Below are 23,907 nucleotides of genomic sequence, written 5' to 3' on the forward strand. Positions count from 1 at the left end.
CTAACAATACGCCGATTAAATAACGTGGTTAAAATTCTAGACGATCTTTACCCGTCGTCTTAGCCACGTAAAGCTTTTCATCGGCGTACTTAAATATCTCTTCAAAGTTGAGCTTACTTTGCTCTGTTTCTACAATGCAGACACCGCCAGACACGGTGAACCCATTCGGAACAATATCGACTGATTTAGCACTGATTGCGTTTTTAACGCGCTCTAGTGTTCTCATTAGAGTTTCACGGTCATCGCCTTTCATGTAAACGACAAACTCTTCTCCACCAAACCTTGCGGCCACATCGCTGCTGCGAACACTGTTACTGATCTGGCGCGACATATAACGAATCACATCATCACCTTTGTCATGGCCATAAGTATCATTGATTAACTTGAAATCATCGATATCAAATACCGTTAAGGCAAACAACTGATCGTGGTCTACGCTTCGCCAAAACGCTTCTAAACCACGTCGGTTTAACAGCCCCGTCATAGGGTCTTTCGCAGCGAGCTCTTTGAAGTAACCCCGTTCAATAGTCGAATTGACGTAGAAAAAGATCGTTACAGAGAAAAGATAGACAATGATAGCAACGATAAGGCTGTCTTTCTCATACACGAAAAAGTGTTCGATCTCTTTGGCAATATCCAACTCGTAGTACATGGCATGGTGGGATGCGACACCTTCGAGGTTAATCTCATGATAGAAAGCCGCGCTATCAATCGGCGCAGAGCGAGTGGTATCGATAATATCTATCCGGCCAGCCAGATGCTCATTAGAGTTCTCAAGCAACCTACCAGCATTAATATCCACCGACAGCATCCCTTGGTGAACACCTTTATGGAACACAGGGATGGTCATACTGATCATGCGGTCAAGGGAATCAAAACGATAGCCAGGGCCAGAGAGCGTGAGTTGGTCAGGGTTGTTGGCGGTTTTCTGCCAGTAAGGACGACTCTTTATAGTCGAGAGCAGCTCTTTACTCAGCCCTTTGGCAAAATCTTCCGGCGAAGAGATCACATAGCCACTCGTATCAATAAAATGCACGCCGTCGTGGTATTCGTCAAGCTGAGATAAAAACGAAAGAATAGGAGCTAGAGCTATCTTCTCTGAGGCGCTCTTGTAGCTGTCACTGGTTTCTGAACACAGGGATTCTTGGCCGACCAGCATATAGTCGATATCGACAGAAGGAATGTCTGAAGTTTTACCATCCGCTAGGAGTAACACATCAATAGGCCAGATTTGGCACAGCCCATCCACAACTTGTTTGTTGTGATCGAGAAAGAGAGGGTTTCCGGATTTGTAGTAGTTGGAGAAGCTGTAATCTAGAGCAGTCACCACTTTTGTGGTTCTTTTGAACACCTCTTCGATACGGTGGAACTCGCTGTCGATGTCTTTTTTAACCGAATCAAAATGGTTCTTTCCGATTAAGCCAAGCAGCATCGTCGCGATCACCGCGGGAAACCCGAAGATAAAGGTAAGGCTAAAGTGCCTATTTACTTTCATATAATTTGCTCTTAGCGCTCAGCTATTTTCATTTACCCCATTAATATTATTACATTAATTGTCATTTCCCACGAGGTAAAAGAGTGTAAATTGATATGAATCGATCTTTCCCATTCACTCGAAGCTTTAAAAGCTAGCCCAGACTAAGCAGGGCTAGTCTTGAGTGATTTAATCCAGTTTATTGCCGACGTCAAAAATCATCGACTGCATCGCTGGAATAACAATATCTACGGTACCGTTACAGATCAAAACACGTTCTATTTGACCAAGCAAAGCGACCAGTTCACCTTGCTCTTGTCCAAGCATCCATACAGGTAAAACTAGCGACTTTTCTTTGTTAGACAAGTTTAGTACAACTAAGGTCTTTTCCCCTTTCAGGCAACGCGCAAACACTAAAGTTTCAGCGTCACAATACAACTCTAAGTAAGCACCACTTTGTAAGCTTCTGCGTTCAGTTCGCAAACTTATCAACGCTTGATGGAATGAGAACCAATGAGAGGTTTGCTCTGCTCCCCACGGAAAACATCTGCGATTATCCGGGTCTTGACCACCTTCTAAGCCCACCTCGGTTCCATAATACAAACACGGTGTCCCAACGTAAGTGAATAACAAAGTCAGAGCCAATTTTTGTTTCGCTTCATCGCCATTGAGAAGCGTCAAAAGCCTTGCCGTATCGTGGCTATCCAACTGATTCAGTTGCGATAATTGATTAAGCCATGGCACCTTAGCTCTTGCTTCTGCTAACCAATCAGAGAAAGTGAACATATCAATATTGATGGGCTCATAAGCGATATCTTGCTTCGCCAATAACGCGCGTACAGGATGGGCAAAACCGTAGTAGTTCATTGACCCGTCTTCTTGCTCTCCCTGTAACCATTGGCTGGCCTCAAAGAAATGCTCTCCCAAGATATAAGCCTCTGAATTCTCGTCCTTAGCTGAGTCACGGAATGCCTTTACATAATGCGCATTGTTATAGGCTCCCTCACCTTCCCCTAGCATATGGATCACATCGAAACGCCAACCATCTATGTGGTAAGGCGCTTTCAGCCAGTGTTTGATTACCGACTCTTCGGATTGGTAGATATGATCTCGAACTGCTTCGTTAGAGAAATTTAAAACAGGGAGCGATGAGATACCTTTCCATCCTACGTACTGAGTCGAATCACTTGGTTCGAAAAAATAGTAGTCATGATAAGGAGAATCAGAATGACCATAAGCCCCTTTCTCTGAGTTCAGATTTGAACTGTGAGTGTTTAGTTTATCAAACCAAGGGTGCTCTACTGACGTATGGTTAAACACGGCATCTAAGACAATTTTCATGTCACGAGCGTGAATATCGCTAGAGAGCGTTGCGAACTCTTCATTCGTACCAAAGTGAGGGTCGACTTTGTAGTAATCGGTCGTGTCGTATTTGTGATTACTCGGTGATTGAAAGATCGGGTTGAGGTACAAAGCGGTAATACCTAGGTCTTGTAAGTAGTCTAGCTTGTTGTGAATGCCCGCTAAGTCGCCACCAAAAAACTCAGCAGCTCCTGTTCCATTGTGCCCTTCAACAGAATCGCCCCACTCTTTAACAACGACATCTAATGTGTTTTCTTTTAGGCGATATTCCCCGGCTTTAACACTGATACTCGGGTTACCATTGCAAAAGCGTTCTGGGAAGATTTGGTAGAAGACCTGCTCCGAGACCCATGATGGTGGGCGGTGATGGGCATTAAACTTGAAATGAAACTCACGGCTTGGAACGCGACTATGTACGCCCCTAGCATCAAGCCAGTGCTGTTCTGTTGAGTCGACTAACTTGAACACATAGTGAGTAATATCTCTGTCTGAATTAACTGGAAAAGAGACTTGCCAAACCGTCAATCGACCTTCAGTACCAACCTTGACCATATCAAGCAGATACTCTTCGTTATCCGGCTCATGCCTCAACAGAACCCTATTCCAATCACTGCGGTCAGTCATTAACTTAACGGTCAGAATGCCGTCTTTTTCGTGGAAGTAATCGGAGGTTTGAGCATGAAAGATAAATGGCTTCATAGTGGTTCTCGAGCAATGTTTAATTTGCTTAAGATATGAAATTTTTTGTTGGCGACAATCAGAAAAACATCGTCAGTCAAAGTCGATCACGCTTTGTAGACCCACTTTGTTTTCAGTAAGACGATTTCTCTCAAAATGATCAAATGAATAAGCCTGTTACCAAGCGTAGATCGCGTTTGAAGTAGACCTATTAACGACTGACTACCGCGCGGTCGATGACTGATTGAGGCAATGTCACACCTAACTCACGAGCAGCTTCCAAATTCACCACCAGCTGTGAGCTTTGTGCGGTTTTAACGCTCAATTTTCCAGGCTTTTGTCCATTGAGAATAGCCGCTACATAATCCGCAGTTTGTACACCAACGTCATAGTAATCTAGACCTAAACCTGCAATAGCGCCTTTTCCTACATAAGATGTAGCGCCTGCGACGACGGGCGTATCAGCTTGGTTAGCCGCGTTGATAAGACCTTCCATGCCGCTTGCAACAGTATTGTCCGTTAAGGCGTAGATAACATCCGATTTCTTTGCCACTGATTCTGCTTTTGATTCCACATCATCAATGGTGAGTGCTCTTTCTGTATAAAGGGTAAAACCAAAGTCTCGTGTCGCTTTCTTTAACAGTCCAACCAAGGCAACTGCATTTGCCTCTGCTGGGTTGTACACAACACCGATTGAGTTAGCTTCAGGAAGCAGTTCTTTGATTAATGACACATGCTGAGTGATCGGAGATAAGTCAGAAAGCCCCGTGACATTACGCCCCGGTTTTTCTAATTGTTTAACGAGCCTAGCGCCGATAGGATCCGTAACCGCGGTAAACACGATAGGAATCGAGCGAGTCGCCGACACTAAGGCTTGTGAGGTCGGTGTTGCGATACCTACCAATACATGGGGATTTTCACTGACGAGCTCTCTGGCAATTTTGGCAGCTTGCGCTGGATTCCCATCCGCCATTTCATAAGAAAACTCTAAGTTCTTTCCGGGTTCATAGCCTTTAGCTCTTAATCCTTCAAGAAGCCCTAAGCGTGTTGCATTTAGATCTGGATGATCTACAACTTGTGACACCGATACCTTGGCAATATTTGCTGTTACATTACTAGCCCATAGCAATAGGCAGCCACTTAACGCAGCCGTTAATACTTTTCTTACAGAACCCATCAATACTCCCTTCATCAAGCGCTCGTTGTTATTGCTCGATCTAGAGAGATCACAACATTAAATTCACTATTGATATTATTACCAGTAACTTTTGATAACTTGAAGTGATATTTAACAAAAACACAACAAAGCTCGAATTATGCGTCAAAAGGCTGGTTGGGTTGAATCCATAGGTAAGAAACGAAGTGAATAACAAGAAGCAAATGAAACAAACAACGAAGGGTAAGATGAGCAAACAGGGCCAAGAAGAACGAATCTGAGAACATGCCATCAACTCTGTATAGCTGTTCTCAGACGATAGGGAGAAGTGAGGTTTTCTTAGAACCAGCGTTCCATTGAAGATTTGTCTAACTGACGGAATGCTCGATTCAGAATAATCGCCAATTCCTTATAACGGGGGCGTGGCTTCATTGGCTCTAACGCAAAACCCGTTTCAGTGATCTTCTCATGCAGTTCGCGATACCACGATACTAATGCTGGCGGAAGTTGTGTATTGGAGCGGTTACCTAACCACCACATGCCTTGAAGTGGCAAACTAATAGCAAACAAAGCCATAACCACTGCTTGTGGCATCGCTTGGTAATTATTAAAGACCATTTGTGTAAGAACGCTGATAGCAGCTATCGCGGGCATCACCTTAACACCAAAGCGCGTCGCCTTAATGATGCGTTGCTCAGGGAAAATAGCGTTTAACTCTTTTCGAACAGGCCAGAGATCCATGTACTTTTGGCCATCTTTTAAACTGCTAGCTAAACCAACTCTATTGCTCATATGAGTCTCCCATTAAAAAAAAGTTGAAATCATCAACTAAAAACACAAAAATTTGACGAAAAATAATATTCTTTCAAATTTTTTTGTTATATTTGCACAATATCGCTATTATTTGCAGACCTCAATCTCATTGTTGCCCTTATTTACAATTTAAGCAACTTTGAGAAGACTTCTGCAAGGAATGCACAAGCCTCTTTTTTTGAAAAAGTGCGCTTTCACTTTATACGGAAATTAACGTTTTTTTGACCAAGGTTAGTACGCAAGCTACCGTGCTTCGTCTATTCTTGAGATTAATTTTCATCCTTAACTGATTTCGATCAGAAAAATTAACAGGTAGTCATTAATGTCTAAGCTAGTTTTAGTTTTAAACTGTGGTAGTTCTTCTCTTAAATTCGCTGTGGTTGATGCAGAAACAGGTGCTGAGCACCTAACTGGTCTTGCTGAGTGTCTGGGTCTTCCAGAAGCTCGTATGAAGTGGAAACTTGATGGCAAGCACGAAGCACAACTAGGCGCGGGCGCAGCTCACGTAGAAGCACTATCTTTCATGGTAGAAACTATTCTTGCTTCTAAGCCTGAGCTTAAAGCTAACCTTGGCGCTATCGGTCACCGTATCGTACACGGTGGCGAGCAGTTCACTTCTTCTGCACTTATCACTGATGAAGTACTTAAGGGTATTCAAGACGCTGCGACTTTCGCACCTCTTCACAACCCAGCTCACCTTATCGGTATCGAAGCGGCTCAACAGAACTTCCCAGGCCTTAAAAACGTTGCTGTATTCGACACTGCGTTCCACCAAACAATGCCTTCAGAGTCTTACCTATACGCTCTACCGTACAACCTGTACAAAGAGCACGGCATCCGTCGCTACGGCATGCACGGTACTTCTCACCTATTCATCACTCGTGAAGTTGCAGGCCTACTAAACAAGCCAGTTGAAGAAGTTAACATCATCAACTGTCACCTAGGTAACGGCGCTTCTGTATGTGCTATCAAGAACGGTCAATCTGTAGATACTTCTATGGGTCTTACTCCTCTTGAAGGTCTTGTAATGGGTACTCGTTGTGGTGATCTAGATCCTGCGATCATCTTCCACCTACATGACGCTCTTGGTTACTCTGTTGAAGAAATCAACAACATGCTAACTAAAGAGTCTGGTCTTGCTGGTCTAACTGAAGTGACTTCTGACTGTCGTTTCGTTGAAGACAACTACGGTGAGAAAGAAGAAGCAACTCGTGCAATGGACGTGTTCTGTCACCGTCTAGCTAAGTACGTAGCTGGTTACACTGCAACTCTAGAAGGTCGTCTAGACGCAATCACTTTCACTGGCGGCATCGGCGAGAACTCTGGCCCAATCCGTGAAATGGTTCTTAACCGCCTAGGCATCTTCGGCATCGAAGTTGACGGTGAAGCTAACCTTAAAGCTCGTTTCGGCGGCGAAGGTACTATCACTACAGCTAACAGCCGTATCCCAGCAATGGTTATCTCTACTAACGAAGAGCTAGTAATTGCTGAAGACACTGCGAAACTAGCAGGTCTTTAATTGATTTTCCTAACTAGCTTCACTCGAAGCTAGTCAGTTTTTCATATCAAGAAAATGGGGCTCAACTTCTATTCCTACCCCAATTTAAATATCGGTGGGAATAGCAGTTGAGCTTTTTTTATTTCCAATAGTCAAAGGTGTTCGTCAATGTCACGTACTATTATGCTTATCCCTACAAGCGCTGGTGTTGGTCTTACTAGTGTTAGCATGGGTGTTCTTCGCGCTATGGAGCGTAAGGGCGTAAGTGTTTCTTTCTACAAGCCAATCGCTCAACCTCGCAGCGGTGGTGATCAACCCGATCTAACGTCTACTATTATCAGCGTAAACAGCGACATTAAGATTGGTGAGCCAATCGCAATGACTAAAGCTGAAGCTTTGATCGGTAGCGAAAAAATGGACGTACTTCTTGAGTCTGTTGTTGAGCAATACAACAAGATCAACAAAGACGCAGAAGTAACGCTAATCGAAGGTCTAGTACCTACTCGTAAGCACCCATTTGCTAACCAAGTAAACGCGGAAATCGCGAAGACACTTGGCGCGGAGATCGTATTCGTTGCGACTCCTGGTACTGACAACCCTACGCAACTTAAAGAGCGTATCGAAGTAGCATGTTCTAACTTCGGCGGTACTAAAAACAAAAACATCAAAGGCGTAATCATCAACAAGCTTAACGCTCCTGTTGATGAAGCTGGCCGTACTCGCCCTGACCTATCTGAAATCTTTGACGATGCAGATACAGCTCAGCAAGCGAACCTTGAAGTAATGCAAATCTTCAACTCTAGCCCTATCCGTGTTCTTGGCTGTGTGCCATGGAGCATCGACCTAATCGCAACTCGTGCGGTTGATATGGCTAAGCACCTTAACGCTGAAATCATCAACGAAGGTGAAATCGCAACTCGTCGTATTAAGAGCATCACTTTCTGTGCACGTTCTCTACCGCACATGATTGAGCACTTTAAGCCAGGTTCACTGCTAGTAACTTCTGCAGACCGTCCTGACGTTATCGTTGCTGCGGCTCTTGCTGCGAAAAACGGTGTTGAGATTGGCGCAATCCTGCTTACTGGCGGTTACGACATCCCAGAAAGCATTGCTAACCTATGTGCACCAGCATTCGCTTCAGGTCTACCGATCTTCAAAGCGCAAGGTAACACTTGGCAGACTTCTCTTAACCTACAGAGCTTCAACCTAGAAGTTCCTGCAGACGATAAAGAGCGTATCGAGTTCGTTAACGATCACGTTGCAAGCCACATCGATGGCCCTTGGATTGATTCTCTATCTGAAGGCACTCAAGGCATCCGCCGTCTAAGCCCACCAGCATTCCGTTACCAGCTAACTGAATTCGCTCGTAAAGCGGCTAAGCGCATCGTTCTTCCTGAAGGTGATGAGCCACGTACAGTTAAAGCTGCGGCTATCTGTGCTGAGCGCGGTATCGCGACTTGTGTACTTCTAGGTAACCCAGAAGAAATCCGTCGTGTTGCTGCACAGCAAGGTGTTGAGCTTGGCGCTGGCGTTGAAATCATCGACTCTGCATCAGTTCGCGAAAACTACGTAGCTCGTCTAGTAGAACTTCGTGGCGCTAAAGGTATGACTGAAGTTGTAGCTCGTGAGAAGCTAGAAGATTCAGTATTCCTAGGTACTATGATGCTTGAAGCTGGTGAAGTTGACGGCCTAGTTTCTGGTGCTGTTCACACAACGGCGAACACTATCGTTCCTCCGTTCCAGATCATCAAGACTGCTCCTGATGCTTCTATCGTATCTTCAATCTTCTTCATGCTTCTGCCTGATCAAGTTCTTGTATACGGTGACTGTGCGATCAACCCAGATCCAACAGCTGAACAGCTTGCTGAAATCGCTATCCAATCTGCAGATTCTGCTGCGGCATTCGGTATCGACCCACGCGTTGCTATGATCTCTTACTCTACTGGTGAATCTGGTAAGGGTGCAGACGTAGATAAAGTACGTGAAGCAACTAAGATTGCTCAAGAGAAACGTCCTGATCTAGTAATCGACGGTCCTCTACAGTACGACGCGGCTATCATGGAAAACGTTGCAGCTTCTAAAGCTCCGAACTCTCCAGTAGCAGGTAAAGCGACAGTATTCGTATTCCCAGACCTAAACACTGGTAACACGACTTACAAAGCGGTACAGCGTTCAGCAGATCTAGTATCTATCGGTCCAATGCTTCAAGGTATGCGCAAGCCAGTAAATGACTTGTCTCGTGGCGCTCTAGTAGACGACATCGTTTACACAGTAGCTCTCACGGCTATCCAAGCAGACCAAGCCGCTCAAGCTGAAGAAAAAGTAATTAACTAATTTTTCTTTAGTAGAAAGCAAAAACCCTAGATGTTTATCTAGGGTTTTTTTTGACTTAAATAAGGTATACCATTCCGATAAGGTATTTTATTAAGTAAGTCCCATGTCTATAGAGTTCGCCAATAACACCACAATCAGAGATCTCGTTCTCAAGAATGTCAGCATTATACTCGCGCTGTTTGTTCTTGTAGTAGCTGCGACAAATTTTTTCATTAGCCATGATTACATCTTAGGAGCAATGGAGCTCTTAATATCGACGACCTTTCTCCATGTTTATTATAAAGTTAAAAATAATCAAACACTTTCCTGGCAGCCATTTGCTATAGCTGCAGCGGTGACTATCGGATTACTTTATGGTTTCGCTCATACAAAACCGCACTCTGCGATTGTGATGTGGGTTTACGTTTTACCGGCTCTTTATCAGCTACTTTTCGATCGGCTTTTAGGTTCTATCGCCACCTTTTTAATGCTCATCGCAACCACATTCATTTACTTCCCGAACCTATTTATTGAGGGTACTTATCCATTTGCTTTCGTAAATTTCATGATCCCTTACGTGATGATTTGGGTTGTTGCTTATAACCATGAAACAGTGAGAATTGGCGTGCAAAAGCGTCTAGAACAACTGGTAAGAACAGATGCACTTACAGGTGCCTGGAACCGTTTAGCTTTGCAGCAAGATGCTTCCTACAAGTTGCACTGTTGTGCAAAAAGTCACCTTCTTCACTTCGACTTAGATTGGTTCAAACGCATTAATGATACTTATGGCCACAGTGCCGGAGACAAAGTGTTAAAAGCAATTGTTAAAGAGGTAGGGAGAGTCATCCCCACCAGCAAAACTTACCGTATTGGCGGAGAAGAATTTTGTGTCATTTTTTGCACCGCTGACTTTCAACAAGCACTAGAAGACAGTGAAAAACTGAGATCGAGTATTGAGAAACTCGTAATACTTAATAATCAATCCAGTTTAAATGTGACGATCAGCGGAGGGCTAATCGAACTACCCAACCAGTGTACTCAGTATCAATTAGATAAAGCTTTACAAAATACCGATAGAGCACTCTATAAAGCCAAAGAGTCAGGACGGAATATTATCCTACCCGCTTAGAGAACACGCCTATGATCGGACTCTAAATCTAGCGCTGGTCCTTTAGGAACGACCTGAGTTGGGTTAATGCCCGTGTGGCTGTAATAGTAGTGACGTTTGATATGATAAAAATCAGTCGTCTCTTTGATGCCTTCGATCTGATACAGCTCTTTTAGGTAACCCTGAATATTTGCATAGTCCGCAATTCGCTGCTTGTTACACTTGAAGTGACCTACATACACAGCATCGAATCGAACCAAGGTCGTAAACAACCTCCAATCCGCTTCTGTAATCTCGTTACCCGCCAGATAACGGTGTTCGCTAAGGTAGGCGTCCACTTTGTCTAACGCGTCAAATAACGCGTCATACGCTTCTTCATAAGCCTCTTGTGTGGTCGCAAAGCCGGTACGATAAACGCCGTTATTGATATTTGGATAGATGTAGTCGTTCCATTCGTCAATCTTGCTCGCCAACTCCCATGGGTAGTAATCGTCGGTGTTACCTGTTAACTCATTAAATTCTGAATTGAACATGCGGATGATTTCAGACGACTCGTTGCTCACGATGGTGTTGGTTTTCTTATCCCATAAAACAGGAACCGTGACTCGACCTGAATAGTCCGATTTAGCTTGGGTGTAGATTTGGTGCATGCGAGTGTGACCGAACAGAGGCTCAGGCAAGCCCATTTGCCATCCTTCGCTCATCATGTCAGGGCAAACCACCGTCACATCAATATGATCGGTTAGGTCTTTCAATTCACGGAAGATCAGCGTGCGATGCGCCCACGGACAAGCTAACGATACGTATAGGTGGTAACGACCACTTTCTGGCTCAAATTGCGCTCCGGCTTTATTTTCAACCCAGTTGCGAAAGCCCGCATCTTCACGAACGAACTTACCACCGCTTTCTTTGGTGTCGTACCACACATCGTGCCAAACACCTTCAACTAACTTGCCCATATCCAAACCTCTGTGATGCTAACTTTTCTCTAGTATAAAAAAAGCCAACTTTTTCAAAACTAGAAGAAGTTGGCTTAGTTGTTCGAATATTTTGATGAAGCTCGTTGAGCGGACCAATAAGCCTAAACCTAAGACAAAAAAAGCGCGACTCTAATAACTAGTCGCGCTTAAGCCTGTCACAGGCTGAACCGTTTTAAATAGGCTCTAGACTTGTACGTGCAAGCAAGATACTGCGTGAACGTCATCGCCTTGAATCGATGGCTTAGTTTGCGCACACGCCTCTGTTGCTTGTGGGCAACGAGTACGGAACACACAACCTGATGGCGGGTTGATTGGCGATGGTAGATCACCTTCCAGCATCTGAATGGTTTTACTGCGCTCTAAACGTGGGTCTGGAATCGGAACTGCAGACATCAACGCTTTGGTGTATGGGTGCTTAGGATCAGAGAACAATGCATCTGATTCGCCAAGTTCTACCGCATTGCCTAAGTACATCACCAACACGCGATCAGAGATGTGTTTAACAACCGACAAATCGTGCGCGATGAATACCAAAGACAAACCTAGCTCTTTTTGTAGCTCCTTCAGAAGGTTAACTACTTGAGCTTGGATAGATACGTCCAATGCTGAAACTGGCTCATCACAGATGATCATCTTAGGCTTCAATATAAGTGCACGTGCGATACCGATGCGTTGACACTGACCACCTGAGAACTCATGCGGGTAACGGTTGATTACGTTTGGTAGTAGACCAACCTTTGCCATCATCTCTTTAACTCGGTCCTTCACTTCCTGTTTAGAAAGTTCTGGGTAAAAAGTCTCTAGAGGCTCAGCGATGATGTCACCAACAGACATACGCGGGTTAAGCGATGCTAGTGGGTCTTGGAAGATCATCTGAATCTCTTTACGAGTTTCACGACGCTGTACTTCCTGCATTTTAGTTAGGTCTTGACCTAACCACATAACTTCGCCGTCTGTCGCTTCAACCAAACCAATGATTGCACGAGCAAATGTCGATTTACCACAACCAGACTCACCTACTACACCTAGCGTTTCTCCTTCGTAAAGGTGAATATCAACGCCATCAACAGCTTTCAGGTTTGACGGTTTTGCCCAAGGCCACGCTGATTTAGCTGCGATGCTAAAGTGAACTTTCAGGTCTTTAATATCTAGTAATAACTGCTTATCTACACTCATTTTGTCCAAGTCTCCCAGTCAGAAAAACAAGCACGCTGACGGTCATTACCAAATGGCGTCAAAATAGGTGCTTCTTGCTTACAACGATCCATTACGCGGTGACAACGGTCTTGGTAAGGACAGCCTGTTGGCAGGCGAAGTAAGTTTGGTGGATTACCTGGAATAGTCGGTAGAATTTCACCTTCTGTATCCAAACGAGGAATCGCTTTCAGTAGGCCTTCTGCGTATGGGTGACTTGGCTCGTAGAAGATTTCATCAACCGTGCCGTACTCCATTGTACGACCAGCGTACATCACAAGTACCTTGTCACATGAACCTGCAACCACACCCAAATCGTGGGTGATCATGATGATTGCCGTGTTGAACTCATCTTTCAATTCGTTCAGCAATTCCATGATTTGCGCTTGAATAGTTACATCCAAAGCGGTTGTTGGTTCATCCGCGATAAGCAGTTTAGGACGACACAATAGTGCCATTGCTATCATCACACGCTGACGCATACCGCCAGAAAATTCGTGTGGGTACATAGTGATACGCTTGCGTGCTTCAGGGATTTTAACCGCTTCAAGCATGCGTACTGATTCTTCAAACGCCTCTGCTTTACCCATGCCTTTGTGCAGCATAAGTACTTCCATCAGCTGATCACTTACTTTCATGTAAGGGTTCAGTGATGTCATCGGATCTTGGAAGATCATAGCGATCTGTTCAGCACGAACTTTGTTCAGCTCTTTCTCTGGAAGGTTAAGAATCTCTTTACCTTCAAACTTCGCGCTACCCGAGATGATGCCGTTCTTAGCCAGCAAACCCATGATAGAGAATACAGTTTGTGATTTACCTGAACCTGACTCACCCACGATACCCAGCGTTTCGCCTTGGTTGAGTGAGAAGTTCAGATCGTTTACTGCGGTTACGATACCATCTTGCGTGGTAAATTCGACGCGCAGATCTTTGACATCTAATAAGCTCATTATTGCTTCCTTAATCTTTTATAGCTTTTAATTGCTATTTCTTTATCTGTCTTTTGGATCAAGCGCGTCGCGCAGACCATCACCTACGTAGTTAAAGCAGAACAGCGTAACTACCATGAATGCCGCAGGGAATGTCAGTTGCCAAATTGCAACTTCCATTGTTTGCGAACCTTCTTGAAGCAATGCGCCCCAGCTTGTCATAGGCTCTTGAACACCAAGACCAAGGAAAGATAAGAATGATTCTGTAAGGATCATGCTTGGAATAAGCAGCGTAGAGTAAACCGCTACGATACCCAGTACGTTTGGTACGATGTGACGTGTAATGATCTTCCATTTGCTCACACCACATACGTGTGCTGCTTCAATGAACTCTTTACTACGTAAGCTCAGCGTTTGGCCACGTACAATACGCGCCATATCTAGCCAAGCAATCGCACCAATAGCAACGAAGATTAGGATGATGTTACGACCAAAGAATGTTACTAGAACGATAACTAGGAACATGAATGGAACCGCGTACAAAATCTCTAGGATACGCATCATCACTCGGTCAGTACGGCCACCGATGAAGCCAGAAGCTGCACCGTAAAGCGTACCAATCAGTACCGCTACGAAGGCACCCATCACACCAACCATCAGTGAGATACGGCCACCGATAAGCGTACGAACATACAAGTCACGGCCTAAGCTATCTGTACCAAACCAGTGATCCGCATTAGGACCTACGTGCATTGCGTACCAGTCAGTATCATCATAAGTGTACTGAGCTAGCATCGGTAAGAAGATAACCGCCAGTACCATAATAGTAAGGATGAACAGGCTGACCATCGCTGCCTTGTTACGCATGAAACGAATGCGTGCATCCTGCCACAAACTACGACCTTCAATCTCTAAACTCTCAGAGAACTTTTCGATCGCTTCTAAATTTTCTTTTTTCTTCAACATAACCAGTCCCTGTTAGTAGCGAATTTTCGGGTCAATCAGCGCTAGCAAAATATCAACGATTGCGTTGAACAAGATGAATAGGAAACCAATCAAGATGGTTACACCCATTACTAGCGAGTAGTCACGGTTAAACGCGGCGTTAACAAACAGCTTACCGATACCTGGTAGGCCGAAGATGGTTTCAACAACAACTGAACCTGTGATGATACCTACGAACGCAGGTCCCATGTAAGAAACAACAGGCAGCATTGCTGGCTTAAGTGCATGTTTTAGAATGATATAACGGTAGCTTAGGCCTTTTGCACGTGCAGTTCGGATAAAGTTACTGTTTAGCGTTTCAATCATGCTACCGCGAGTAATACGAGCAAAGGTTGCTACGTAAAGAAGAGACATCGCGATAACAGGCAGCACGATGTACATGAATGTACCGCCATGCCAACCACCTGCTGGGAATATGTTCCAGTGCAGAGAGAAAAGGTAAATAAGCGCCGGTGCCAACACGAAGGATGGCATCACCACCCCGAGCATGGCGGTCGACATTATGGTGTAGTCGACCCAGGTATTGTGCTTCAAGGCAGCAATCGTCCCGACGGTGACCCCCATCAATAGTGTGAAGATAAAGGCAACAAAACCTACCTTCGCAGATACTGGAAGTGCAACCGCGATCAGCTCATTTACTGTGTAATCTTGGTATTTAAACGAGGGACCGAAGTCACCTTGTAAGATATTTGTCAAATACGTGGTGTATTGTTCAAATACTGGTTTATCTAAGCCGTATTTAGCTTCGATGTTAGCCATAACTTCTGGCGGTAATGGACGTTCGCTTGAAAACGGGTTACCCGGTGCGAAACGCATGAGAAAGAAAGATATAGTGATCAACACCAACATGGTTGGAATCGCTTCAAATATCCTTTTCATAATGAATTTAAGCATAAACTCACTCTTTCAGTCTGTGACAATTAAAATTAGAAAGACGCTACATGCGCGCCCTGCGCATGTAGTGTCTGTATCGTTATAGTTATATTAACTTTTTAGAATCGAAGCTTATTATTGAGCTTTGATGTATAGGTCTTTCGAGAAGATCTTATCTTCCGCGTTGTTGATTGGGAAACCACCCACATGCGGGTTAAGTAGACGAGATTTAACGTATTGGTAGATAGGAGCGATTGGCATGTCTTTTGCCATTAGCGCCTCAGCTTCTAGGTAAAGTGCTTTACGCTCTTCTTCTGAAGTTGAGTTAAGTGCTTTATCGATGATTTGATCGTAAGCCGCGCTGTCGTAGTGAACACCACCGGTAGTGTTGTTACTCTTCATTAGCGTTAGGAACGAAGACGCTTCGTTGTAGTCACCACACCAACCAGCACGTGCTACTTCGAAGTCACCAGAATCTTTAGAAGATAGGTACGTTTTCCACTCTTGGTTCTCAAGTGTTACAGAAAGACCCAGTGTTTTCTTCCACATAGAACCTAGCGCTACAGCAATCTTCTTGTGGTTCTCTGAAGTGTTGTAAAGTAGGTTAAATTTAAGTGGGTTGTCTTTACCGTAACCCGCTTCTTCAAGAAGACGTTCCGCTTCTGCGTTACGCTCTTTCTGAGACATCTTACCGTAAGCAGGTAGCTCAGGATCGAAGCCAGCTGTGATTTCAGGCGTTAGGAAATACGCAGGTTTTTGACCTTGCGCTAGGATAGCACCTGTTACGATATCACGGTCGATTGCGTAAGAGATTGCCTGACGAACACGAACATCATCAAATGGTGCTTTCTTCGTATTGAAGATGTAGTAGTAAGTACATAGGTTACCCGCTACAGATACATCTTCCGCGTATTCTTTTTGAAGACGCTTGAAGTGCTCAGTTGGAAGTTCGTTTGTGAAATCGATTTCGCCAGATAGGAAGCGGTTCATTTCCGCTACTTGGTTTTCGATTGGTAGGAAGGTTACTTTATTTAGAACCGTCTTATCGTTGTTCCAGTATTGGTCGTTACGCTTAAGTACTAGACGCTCATTAACAACCCATTTATCAACAGAGAATGCACCATTGCCAACAAAGTGCTCTGGCTTAGTCCACTGGTCACCGTATTTTTCAACAGTCGCCTGGTGTACTGGCTTCATTGTTGTGTGGCCCATCATCATTACGAAGTATGGTACCGCTGTTTCTAATTCAACAACAAGCGTGTTTGCATCTACAGCTTTAACGCCTAGCTCACTCTTGTCTTTCTTACCCGCTACGATGTCCTTCGCATTCGCCATCTTGGTATATTCCATGTACCAAGCGTATGGAGAAGCCGTCGCAGGATCGACTGCACGTTTCCAGCTGTATACGAAATCTTGAGCTGTTACAGGATCGCCGTTAGACCATTTTGCGTCTTTACGTAGGTGGAAAGTGAATGTTTTGTTGTCTGTCGTTTCCCAGCTTTCAGCAACACCAGGGATAGTATTACCTTCGCCGTCTTGGTTCACTAGACCTTCAAGAAGATCACGGATTACGTGAGATTCTGGTACACCTTGAGATTTGTGTGGGTCGATTGTCGCAACTTCAGTACCGTTACCACGAACAAGTTCCTGAACTTTTGCCAGTTCTGTACCTGCTGGAACTTCAGCAGCAATAGAAAGAGTAGAAGAGGCAGCCACTGCCAAACCAGCACCTAGAAGAAGGGCCTGAGTGATTTTATTCTTGTACATTTAATAAACTCCAAGTTTTATGTATTGCATCCATGACTTCTTTGCTTGGTTCACTGAACGGCAGTGATTTAGATTTATTTAGCTCAAAATTTAAGCATAAAAACCTAAAACCTTACAAAGATTGAGGCACACACTATCAACCATTGAAGTAATTTGCCATAAACAAGTCGCAAAAAATCGGATAATTCTCCGAATCATTCAAGGTAACAGTGTAAATCTCTAATAAAAACCTAATGAATAGTGAGTTACACATAGGGATTAATTAAAAAACAGCCTTTAGTGTTGATGTATCTGTATTGATACTTTTTTTTAGCATCTTATGCTAGAACACGGTCAGCAAATTAACATTAATGCCACATGAAATCTAATTGCACATCACATACCCCCTAAATAGACTCCACTATTTGTGAGGATTATCACTTTATACAAAACAGCATAATGCACTGCACCAAAACAGATTTAGAAATGCACCAAGACAGACAAAATCACGCACCGAATTTATATGCAACTTGAATGATTAACCATTTATTAATAAACCACTTATTTATAAATAGCTTTGTAGCACGCACAAAAAAACCGACTTTAATAGTCGGCTTTTAATATTCGATCTGAAGGTAAGTAACCTTAGGTGGTTATTTTTCCCAACGCTCTGCAGCTTTCGCATCTGAATCTCGAGAGTCAACCCAACGAGTTTCTTCAGTGGTACGTTCCTTCTTCCAAAACGGCGCTTTGGTTTTCAGGAAGTCCATCACAAACTCACAGGCTTCAAAGGCCGCACCGCGATGTGCACTGGAGACACCAACGTAAACAATCTGGTCACCGATATCTAGGTCACCAACACGATGGATAACTCGCATCTTTTGAATCGGCCAGCGTGCCTCAGCTTGATCACAGATCTCGCTCAGTGATTTCTCTGTCATACCCGGGTAGTGCTCCAGAGACAAGCCAATCACATTGTCGCCAAGGTTCATGTCGCGAACTTTACCAACGAACGTCACAATCGCTCCGGCAGCTGTACCTTGAGCCAAGTAGTCGTATTCGTCGCCTACAGAGAAATCCTCTGCTGTCACTAATACTCTTGGATCCATGCTTAGCCTCCAGTCACTGGTGGGAAGAAAGCGACTTCATCGCCGTCTTTCACTTCAGTCGTCAAAGGCACGATAGATTGGTTAAGCGCAGCCAGAAGCTTGCCCTCTTCCAAAGCGATATCCCATTTTCCTTCTTGTGCTACAAGGTGGCTGCGAATCGCTTCAATCGTCTTAAATTGTGCATCAACTTCAACGCTGTCCACACCAACAAGCTCACGAGTTTGAGCAAAGAAAAGTACTGTAATCATGATTCCACCTTAAAGTGACCAGATTTACCACCCGTCTTCTCTAACAGGCGTACATTCTCGATAACAATGTCTTTCTGAACAGCTTTACACATATCGTAAATCGTTAACGCAGCAACAGAAGCAGCCGTTAGCGCTTCCATTTCTACGCCTGTCTTACCTGCAAGCTTACAAACAGATTCGATGCGAACCTTGTTTTCAGACTCGATAGCTTCAAGCTGCACTTCTACTTTAGTTAATAGCAGAGGGTGACACAGTGGAATCAGATCCCACGTCTTCTTAGCCGCTTGAATACCCGCAATACGTGCCGTTGCGAAAACATCACCTTTATGGTGGCTACCAGAAACAATCAGTTCTAGCGTTTCAGCAGACATTTGAACGAATGCTTCCGCTCTCGCTTCACGTACTGTCTCAGCTTTAGCCGATACATCGACCATGTTTGCTTCGCCAGACGCGTTAATGTGTGTAAATTGGCTCATACTCAAACCACCTTATACAGAAAGGTGTGGCATGAAGTTACAAGGGCGGTGGCTAGCGTCCATCTGTTGCTTGATGATCTTAGTCCAACCTGTGCGACAAGCACCTGTAGAACCTGGCATCGCAAAGATTACTGTGTGGTTAGCAAAGCCCGCGATCGCACGAGATTGAATTGTCGATGTACCGATTTCTTCGTAAGACACTTGACGGAATAGCTCACCAAAGCCTTCTACTTCTTTGTCGAATAGTGGCTTAAGCGCTTCAGGCGTACTGTCACGAGAAGTGAAGCCCGTACCGCCAGTGATCATGATCGCTTGTACGCTTTCATCAGCGATCCACTTAGATACGATCGCACGGATCTTGTACATGTCGTCGATAACGATTTGCTTATCAACAACGTTGTGACCCGCTTCTTTAGCATGCTCCGCTAGGTAACCACCTGATGTGTCATTTTCTTCTGTACGCGTATCTGAAACCGTTAGTACTGCGATGTTTGCTGCTTGGAATTTGCTTTCTGCGTGACCCATTTGTTCACCTATATAAATTTTTCAATTATGAGGGCGTGTTGACCTTTCGTGATTAAATTTTGTTCGAGATAAAAGCGTTTTAATCGCGGCGAGGGGGAAGTAGCCTAGTCATTCTAAGTAAATCTCCCTCAACAAAGAGTAAAACGCTTTTAGTCGAACCCTTCGGGCAGCGTTTGCTGGTCATTTCTACTACGTTATCGGCTTCTCATGTAGGCTAGCTACACATCAAAGCCTCTGCCTTGTATAAATACCCAGCAACTCGCTGCAAAAATCAGCTCGAAAGAGCAACACGCCCTAGACTGATTCGCCCAGCCTGAAGAAGCTGAGCGATAAAATGCTTTAGAGTATATAGCGGGTTAACCGCCGATTGACGCCAAGTTTGGAGTCATGCCGCTGTTGCCATCATGTAAGAAGTGGCTAACGGACTTGGTTTGAAGCTGAGCCTGAATTCGGTCAATGAGCTCTTGCTCTTGTTGATCTTCTTGAATCAGATCTCTCAGTTCAACACCGTGGTCGCCAAACAGACATAGGTGAAGTTTACCGGTCGCAGAAACACGCAGGCGGTTACAACTCTCACAAAAGTCTTTCTCGTAAGGCATGATCAAACCAATTTCACCCTTGTAGTCTGGGTGGACAAACACTTGTGCAGGCCCATCATTAACGGCTTTGACTTTCAGTAGCCAACCGTTAGCAATAAGCTGATTGCGAATAGCAACGCCCGATACATGGTGTTTATCAAACAACTCGTCCATCTCGCCGGTTTTCATCAGCTCGATAAAACGTAATTGAATGGGTTTGTCTTTGATCCAATTAAGGAAGGCTGGTAATTCCTGACTGTTGAGGTCTTTCATCAATACAACGTTGACTTTGACTTGTTCATAGCCAACCTCAAACGCTTTATCAATACCTCGCATAACCTCAGTGAACTTATTCTCACCAGTGATCTGATGGAACATACGTGAATCTAAGCTATCCACGCTGACGTTTATATGGGTTAAACCAGCATCACGCCACTGCCCTACTTGTTTCTCCATGCGATAGCCATTTGTTGTCGTGGCTACTTTTTCGATGCCTGGAGTAGAAGCAACGGTATGTATGATTTCAGGAAAGTCTTTACGCAGACTCGGTTCTCCGCCTGTAATGCGGATCTTTGAGGTACCACAATCTGCAAACGCTTTTACAATGCGTTTGATCTCGGGAACACTTAAAAAAGACGAGTTTTTTTGCCCTGACGGTTTATAACCATCCGGCAAGCAGTAAGTACATTTAAAGTTACAGACGTCTGTAACCGACAAGCGCAAGTAATAAAACTTGCGATGGAATCTATCTTCGAATTGTTGCGCCACGGAACACCTTTCCAAACACGGGAGGCATAATCATTTCCAATTAAGCCCTTGTGACAACATGTCACTGGCTCTTGATGCGTATCGGTACAGCAAATACCACTGTGCGACTTAGCATGCGAGAGCTCGGAGTTATGGCAACCGCACGTTATATTCATACGCGCAGTAGCTGAGTAATAAAATACTTAATATTTGTACGTGAATCTAGCTCTGATGGTAAAAAACGGGTCACATCGGCAAAAAAAACGTATCAAACGCTCAAAATAACTCTTGTTGAGTATATAGCGAGAAGCATTTAACCTAAATTATAGTTGGTAATAATCTAACAAGAACAAAAAATGAATATTTACTCTTCAAAGAAAGTCGTAGCAATCGGTGGAGGCCATGGCTTAGGTCGTATGCTTGCTGCATTAAAAGACTTTGGTAACAACGCAACTGGCATTGTTGCAACAACGGATAATGGCGGTTCAACCGGACGAATTCGTGACTGCCAAGGTGGTATCGCTTGGGGAGATACACGCAACTGTATCAACCAATTGATCACTGAACCTTCAATCAGCTCGATGATGTTTGAATACCGCTTTCGCGGCCAAGGTGAGTTAGACGGCCACAACTTAGGTAACCTAATGCTAACGGCGTTAGACAACCTTTCCGTTCGCCCATTGGAAGCGATTAATCTAATTCGTAGCATGCTCAAAGTCGACGTCAATATCGTTCCGATGACCGAGCACCCTTCTGACCTCACAGCCTTATCCATGGACGGCCGCTGGGTAACCGGCGAAACCAACGTTGATGACATGACAGAAAAGCTACGCATGATGGACCTGTCGCCAGAAGTACCAGCAACCAAAGAGGCCGTTGCCGCGGTGGAAGAAGCAGACTGTATTGTGCTTGGCCCAGGCAGCTTTTTAACCAGTGTGATGCCTCCGCTGCTACTGCCAGAAATTGGTAAAGCAATCTCAGAAAACACCAAAGCAAAAGTTATCTTCATTGAAAACCTGTCTCCAGAACACGGTCCTGCAGGTAAAATGACGCTTCAAGAGCAATTGGAGTGGTGTGAACGTACTTGTAAAGCACGTAAAATAGACGTTGTACTAGGCAATGAACCACACCCAGAACTAGAAGGGCAATGGAATTGTGTGACCACGGATCTTGCATCTGCAAATCGAGATTGGCGACACGACCGAGTGAAGCTTCAACAAGCGATCGAAGCTCAGCTGGCTTAGTCCATAAGTTCAAGTGATAGAAAACGAAAAAGGAGCATCATGCTCCTTTTTTAGTCTCTGTATCTCTACTTGTATATTTGGCAATTAACCGTTTTAGAGATCCGTCATCAACTGCTGATATTCAGTATAAGTCGATAGCAGAAGCTCCTGCATATCTTGAAAATCAATATCAGTCACGGGCAATGCTTGCTTCACTTTTGCGTCTAAGCTAATAGCAAAATTACACAGAGAATCAGCACCAAAACTCGCAGCACTGCTCTTCAATGCATGGCTGATGTCGGCCAAGTACTTAGACGTATCGGTATCTTTATTTAGCTCTAGGTGCTCGTAGTATCCTTTCAATTCACCTAAAAAGATTTCCAATAACACTGGGACATTCTCTTGCCCAATCTCACCGGCAAGCTCATCAACTTTTTGCTGATTTAATACTTTCATCATCGTTCTTTCTTATTGTTTGGCGATTACTGCTTCGCATTCCACGTTTGCAATTTACGGTATATCGTTGATGGACTGACATCCAAGAAACCAGCCGCGCGAGGGATGTTGCCATCACACGCTTTTATGGCCTGTTCGATTGCCGTTTTCTCAGTGATCCACAATGGGAAAATATCTTTTACTGTGATGTCTTCACTCTGCTTCTCTTTCAGGCGCAGACTGTTTTCAATCGGCTGATTCAATGGTGGCGGAAGCATGTTCAGAGTAATCTCTTTACCATTATTCAACACCACCACATTCCGCAATACGTTTTGTAGCTGACGAACGTTACCCGGCCACTCATATTGGTTAAAGCGATCCAACACTTCTTGCGCAAAACGAACAAACGCCTTGCCTTCTTCAACCGACATATAACCCAACAGTGAGTATGCAATCTCGATAACATCTTCACCACGCTCACGCAATGGCGGCAAGTGCAGAGGAATCACGTACAAACGGTAGTATAAGTCTTCTCTAAAGCGACCTTCTTGCACTTCTTTCCAAGGGTCACGGTTGGTCGCACAAACAAAACGAACGTCCACACTCTTCATCTTCGAAGAGCCCACTTTTTGAAAAGTACCGGTTTGAATAAAACGCAGAAGCTTGGTTTGCAGTTCAAGATCCATCTCACACAGCTCATCGAGGAACAGTGTGCCTCCATCAGCTAGCTCAGCAGCACCTTGACGATCGGTTGCCGCCCCCGTAAACGCCCCTTTTACGTGGCCAAACAGCTCACTTTCAATCAAGTCTTTAGGAATTGCCGCACAGTTGATGGCGATGAAAGGCTTATCGCCACGCTTGCTAGCCGCGTGAATCGCTTCTGCACATACCTCTTTACCCGTACCACTTTCACCGGTAATGAAAATACTCGCTTTACTTGATGCTGCAGAATCGATCGTTCGGTAAACCTGCTGCATGGTTTGACTACTGCCAATGAAGCCTTGGTAATTCTGGTTTCCCGGATGTTCAGAGCTGTTCTTGAGCTTGGTCGCTTTGCGGATCGCGTTGTTCACCGTAATACGAAGTCGGTCGGCTTCACACGGCTTGATAAGGAAGTCCTGAGAGCCATGACGCATCGCTTCTACGGCAGTATCGATAGAGCCGTGCGCTGTCATGAAGATAACGGGCACTTCAGGGTATTTTTGTTTTACAGCAAAGAGCACGTCCATACCCGTCATATCAGGCAGACGTAAATCTAATAAAATGAGGTCAGGGATTCGATGATTCAAACTCTCAATTGCATCGCGGCCAGTGCCGACAATGTTGATATCAATTTCGAGCGGTGTAAGATACGAGCGATATAACGCTGCGACTGAAGCCGTATCCTCCACCATCAACAAATACTTTGATTTGTTATCTAGCGTTTTTGATTGCATA

At 44.5% G+C, this 23,907-nt stretch carries 21 protein-coding genes and 1 riboswitch; of the genes, 4 read left to right on the forward strand and 17 right to left on the reverse strand.

Annotated elements, in window-relative coordinates:
- Window positions 1-28 precede the first annotated feature (28 nt).
- The 4 genes from OCV12_RS11060 to yfbV all read right to left on the reverse strand — a co-directional run bounded on the left by OCV12_RS11060 (window position 29) and on the right by yfbV (window position 5,462).
- On the reverse strand, window positions 29-1,495 hold the full coding sequence (locus OCV12_RS11060; RefSeq protein ID WP_057621877.1) for a GGDEF domain-containing protein: 1,467 nt from the start codon (window positions 1,493-1,495) through the stop codon (window positions 29-31).
- A gap of 168 nt (window positions 1,496-1,663) precedes the next feature.
- A complete protein-coding gene (gene malZ, locus OCV12_RS11065; protein ID WP_261884671.1) occupies window positions 1,664-3,535 on the reverse strand; it encodes a maltodextrin glucosidase in 1,872 nt (623 codons plus the stop codon).
- Between the two features lie 190 nt (window positions 3,536-3,725).
- A complete protein-coding gene (locus OCV12_RS11070; protein ID WP_261884672.1) occupies window positions 3,726-4,691 on the reverse strand; it encodes an ABC transporter substrate-binding protein in 966 nt (321 codons plus the stop codon).
- Between the two features lie 318 nt (window positions 4,692-5,009).
- Window positions 5,010-5,462, reverse strand: a complete 453-nt coding sequence (gene yfbV / locus OCV12_RS11075; protein WP_017062168.1) for a terminus macrodomain insulation protein YfbV — start codon at window positions 5,460-5,462, stop codon at window positions 5,010-5,012.
- Window positions 5,463-5,805: 343 nt separating this feature from the next.
- On the opposite strand from yfbV, the gene OCV12_RS11080 reads away from it, so the two are divergent.
- The 3 genes from OCV12_RS11080 (at window position 5,806) to OCV12_RS11090 (ending at window position 10,423) form a co-directional block, all read left to right on the forward strand.
- Complete coding sequence (locus OCV12_RS11080) at window positions 5,806-7,002, forward strand: acetate kinase (protein ID WP_010437209.1); 1,197 nt, start codon at window positions 5,806-5,808, stop codon at window positions 7,000-7,002.
- A gap of 147 nt (window positions 7,003-7,149) precedes the next feature.
- A complete protein-coding gene (pta, locus tag OCV12_RS11085; protein ID WP_017632510.1) occupies window positions 7,150-9,315 on the forward strand; it encodes a phosphate acetyltransferase in 2,166 nt (721 codons plus the stop codon).
- Between the two features lie 103 nt (window positions 9,316-9,418).
- Window positions 9,419-10,423, forward strand: a complete 1,005-nt coding sequence (locus OCV12_RS11090; RefSeq protein ID WP_261884673.1) for a GGDEF domain-containing protein — start codon at window positions 9,419-9,421, stop codon at window positions 10,421-10,423.
- On the opposite strand, the gene OCV12_RS11095 is transcribed toward OCV12_RS11090, so the two are convergent.
- From OCV12_RS11095 to moaA, 11 genes are all read right to left on the reverse strand, one after another.
- Window positions 10,420-11,361, reverse strand: coding sequence for a glutathione S-transferase family protein (locus OCV12_RS11095; RefSeq protein WP_261884674.1), 942 nt, complete (start codon window positions 11,359-11,361; stop codon window positions 10,420-10,422). The two genes, OCV12_RS11090 and OCV12_RS11095, sit on opposite strands and share 4 nt — an antisense overlap.
- A gap of 204 nt (window positions 11,362-11,565) precedes the next feature.
- Entirely contained in the window at window positions 11,566-12,558 is a 993-nt protein-coding gene (gene oppF, locus OCV12_RS11100; RefSeq protein WP_239847890.1) for a murein tripeptide/oligopeptide ABC transporter ATP binding protein OppF, read from the reverse strand.
- Entirely contained in the window at window positions 12,555-13,526 is a 972-nt protein-coding gene (gene oppD, locus OCV12_RS11105; protein ID WP_048659733.1) for an ABC transporter ATP-binding protein, read from the reverse strand. The genes oppF and oppD overlap by 4 nt, the downstream gene beginning before the upstream one ends.
- Before the next feature lie 42 nt (window positions 13,527-13,568).
- Entirely contained in the window at window positions 13,569-14,471 is a 903-nt protein-coding gene (gene oppC, locus OCV12_RS11110; protein WP_048662067.1) for an oligopeptide ABC transporter permease OppC, read from the reverse strand.
- A 12-nt stretch (window positions 14,472-14,483) separates the two neighbouring features.
- Complete coding sequence (gene oppB, locus OCV12_RS11115; protein WP_017062174.1) at window positions 14,484-15,404, reverse strand: oligopeptide ABC transporter permease OppB; 921 nt, start codon at window positions 15,402-15,404, stop codon at window positions 14,484-14,486.
- A gap of 114 nt (window positions 15,405-15,518) precedes the next feature.
- Window positions 15,519-17,150, reverse strand: a complete 1,632-nt coding sequence (locus OCV12_RS11120; RefSeq protein ID WP_048659735.1) for an ABC transporter substrate-binding protein — start codon at window positions 17,148-17,150, stop codon at window positions 15,519-15,521.
- 632 nt (window positions 17,151-17,782) lie between these two features.
- Window positions 17,783-18,238: a molybdopterin synthase catalytic subunit MoaE gene (gene moaE, locus OCV12_RS11125; RefSeq protein WP_017632502.1), complete on the reverse strand. Its 456-nt coding sequence runs from the start codon at window positions 18,236-18,238 to the stop codon at window positions 17,783-17,785.
- 2 nt (window positions 18,239-18,240) lie between these two features.
- Complete coding sequence (moaD, locus tag OCV12_RS11130; protein ID WP_017632501.1) at window positions 18,241-18,486, reverse strand: molybdopterin synthase sulfur carrier subunit; 246 nt, start codon at window positions 18,484-18,486, stop codon at window positions 18,241-18,243.
- Entirely contained in the window at window positions 18,483-18,962 is a 480-nt protein-coding gene (gene moaC, locus OCV12_RS11135; RefSeq protein WP_004734026.1) for a cyclic pyranopterin monophosphate synthase MoaC, read from the reverse strand. The genes moaD and moaC overlap by 4 nt, the downstream gene beginning before the upstream one ends.
- Before the next feature lie 12 nt (window positions 18,963-18,974).
- Window positions 18,975-19,487 (reverse strand): molybdenum cofactor biosynthesis protein B, encoded by a 513-nt coding sequence (moaB, locus tag OCV12_RS11140; protein WP_004734027.1) that lies wholly within the window; start codon window positions 19,485-19,487, stop codon window positions 18,975-18,977.
- A 356-nt stretch (window positions 19,488-19,843) separates the two neighbouring features.
- Window positions 19,844-20,833, reverse strand: a complete 990-nt coding sequence (gene moaA / locus OCV12_RS11145; protein ID WP_029406079.1) for a GTP 3',8-cyclase MoaA — start codon at window positions 20,831-20,833, stop codon at window positions 19,844-19,846.
- Window positions 20,822-20,974: riboswitch (molybdenum cofactor riboswitch) on the reverse strand. Its footprint overlaps the gene before it by 12 nt.
- 194 nt (window positions 20,975-21,168) lie before the next feature.
- Here moaA and OCV12_RS11150 point away from each other — a divergent pair.
- Window positions 21,169-22,056 (forward strand): YvcK family protein, encoded by an 888-nt coding sequence (locus OCV12_RS11150; protein ID WP_261884675.1) that lies wholly within the window; start codon window positions 21,169-21,171, stop codon window positions 22,054-22,056.
- Between the two features lie 93 nt (window positions 22,057-22,149).
- Here the strand turns inward: OCV12_RS11150 and luxU are convergent, their stop codons facing one another.
- Window positions 22,150-22,494: a quorum-sensing phosphorelay protein LuxU gene (gene luxU, locus OCV12_RS11155; protein WP_017632949.1), complete on the reverse strand. Its 345-nt coding sequence runs from the start codon at window positions 22,492-22,494 to the stop codon at window positions 22,150-22,152.
- Window positions 22,495-22,517: 23 nt separating this feature from the next.
- On the reverse strand, window positions 22,518-23,906 hold the full coding sequence (gene luxO / locus OCV12_RS11160; protein WP_017632950.1) for a quorum-sensing sigma-54 dependent transcriptional regulator LuxO: 1,389 nt from the start codon (window positions 23,904-23,906) through the stop codon (window positions 22,518-22,520).
- Window position 23,907: the final 1 nt, after the last annotated feature.

Source organism: Vibrio pomeroyi (assembly GCF_024347595.1).
Lineage (GTDB): Bacteria > Pseudomonadota > Gammaproteobacteria > Enterobacterales > Vibrionaceae > Vibrio > Vibrio pomeroyi.

Bases quoted from the DNA above. Each gene is read 5' to 3' on its own strand.
- OCV12_RS11090 (WP_261884673.1), top strand. From the start codon at position 9,419: ATGTCTATAGAGTTCGCCAATAACACCACAATCAGAGATCTCGTTCTC.
- moaE (WP_017632502.1), bottom strand. From the start codon at position 18,238: ATGGATCCAAGAGTATTAGTGACAGCAGAGGATTTCTCTGTAGGCGAC.
- moaC (WP_004734026.1), bottom strand. From the start codon at position 18,962: ATGAGCCAATTTACACACATTAACGCGTCTGGCGAAGCAAACATGGTC.
- malZ (WP_261884671.1), bottom strand. From the start codon at position 3,535: ATGAAGCCATTTATCTTTCATGCTCAAACCTCCGATTACTTCCACGAA.
- OCV12_RS11150 (WP_261884675.1), top strand. From the start codon at position 21,169: ATGAATATTTACTCTTCAAAGAAAGTCGTAGCAATCGGTGGAGGCCAT.
- oppF (WP_239847890.1), bottom strand. From the start codon at position 12,558: ATGAGTGTAGATAAGCAGTTATTACTAGATATTAAAGACCTGAAAGTT.
- luxO (WP_017632950.1), bottom strand. From the start codon at position 23,906: ATGCAATCAAAAACGCTAGATAACAAATCAAAGTATTTGTTGATGGTG.
- OCV12_RS11080 (WP_010437209.1), top strand. From the start codon at position 5,806: ATGTCTAAGCTAGTTTTAGTTTTAAACTGTGGTAGTTCTTCTCTTAAA.
- oppD (WP_048659733.1), bottom strand. From the start codon at position 13,526: ATGAGCTTATTAGATGTCAAAGATCTGCGCGTCGAATTTACCACGCAA.
- moaB (WP_004734027.1), bottom strand. From the start codon at position 19,487: ATGGGTCACGCAGAAAGCAAATTCCAAGCAGCAAACATCGCAGTACTA.
- luxU (WP_017632949.1), bottom strand. From the start codon at position 22,494: ATGATGAAAGTATTAAATCAGCAAAAAGTTGATGAGCTTGCCGGTGAG.
- moaD (WP_017632501.1), bottom strand. From the start codon at position 18,486: ATGATTACAGTACTTTTCTTTGCTCAAACTCGTGAGCTTGTTGGTGTG.
- OCV12_RS11060 (WP_057621877.1), bottom strand. From the start codon at position 1,495: ATGAAAGTAAATAGGCACTTTAGCCTTACCTTTATCTTCGGGTTTCCC.
- oppB (WP_017062174.1), bottom strand. From the start codon at position 15,404: ATGCTTAAATTCATTATGAAAAGGATATTTGAAGCGATTCCAACCATG.
- OCV12_RS11070 (WP_261884672.1), bottom strand. From the start codon at position 4,691: ATGGGTTCTGTAAGAAAAGTATTAACGGCTGCGTTAAGTGGCTGCCTA.
- yfbV (WP_017062168.1), bottom strand. From the start codon at position 5,462: ATGAGCAATAGAGTTGGTTTAGCTAGCAGTTTAAAAGATGGCCAAAAG.
- OCV12_RS11095 (WP_261884674.1), bottom strand. From the start codon at position 11,361: ATGGGCAAGTTAGTTGAAGGTGTTTGGCACGATGTGTGGTACGACACC.
- OCV12_RS11120 (WP_048659735.1), bottom strand. From the start codon at position 17,150: ATGTACAAGAATAAAATCACTCAGGCCCTTCTTCTAGGTGCTGGTTTG.
- oppC (WP_048662067.1), bottom strand. From the start codon at position 14,471: ATGTTGAAGAAAAAAGAAAATTTAGAAGCGATCGAAAAGTTCTCTGAG.
- pta (WP_017632510.1), top strand. From the start codon at position 7,150: ATGTCACGTACTATTATGCTTATCCCTACAAGCGCTGGTGTTGGTCTT.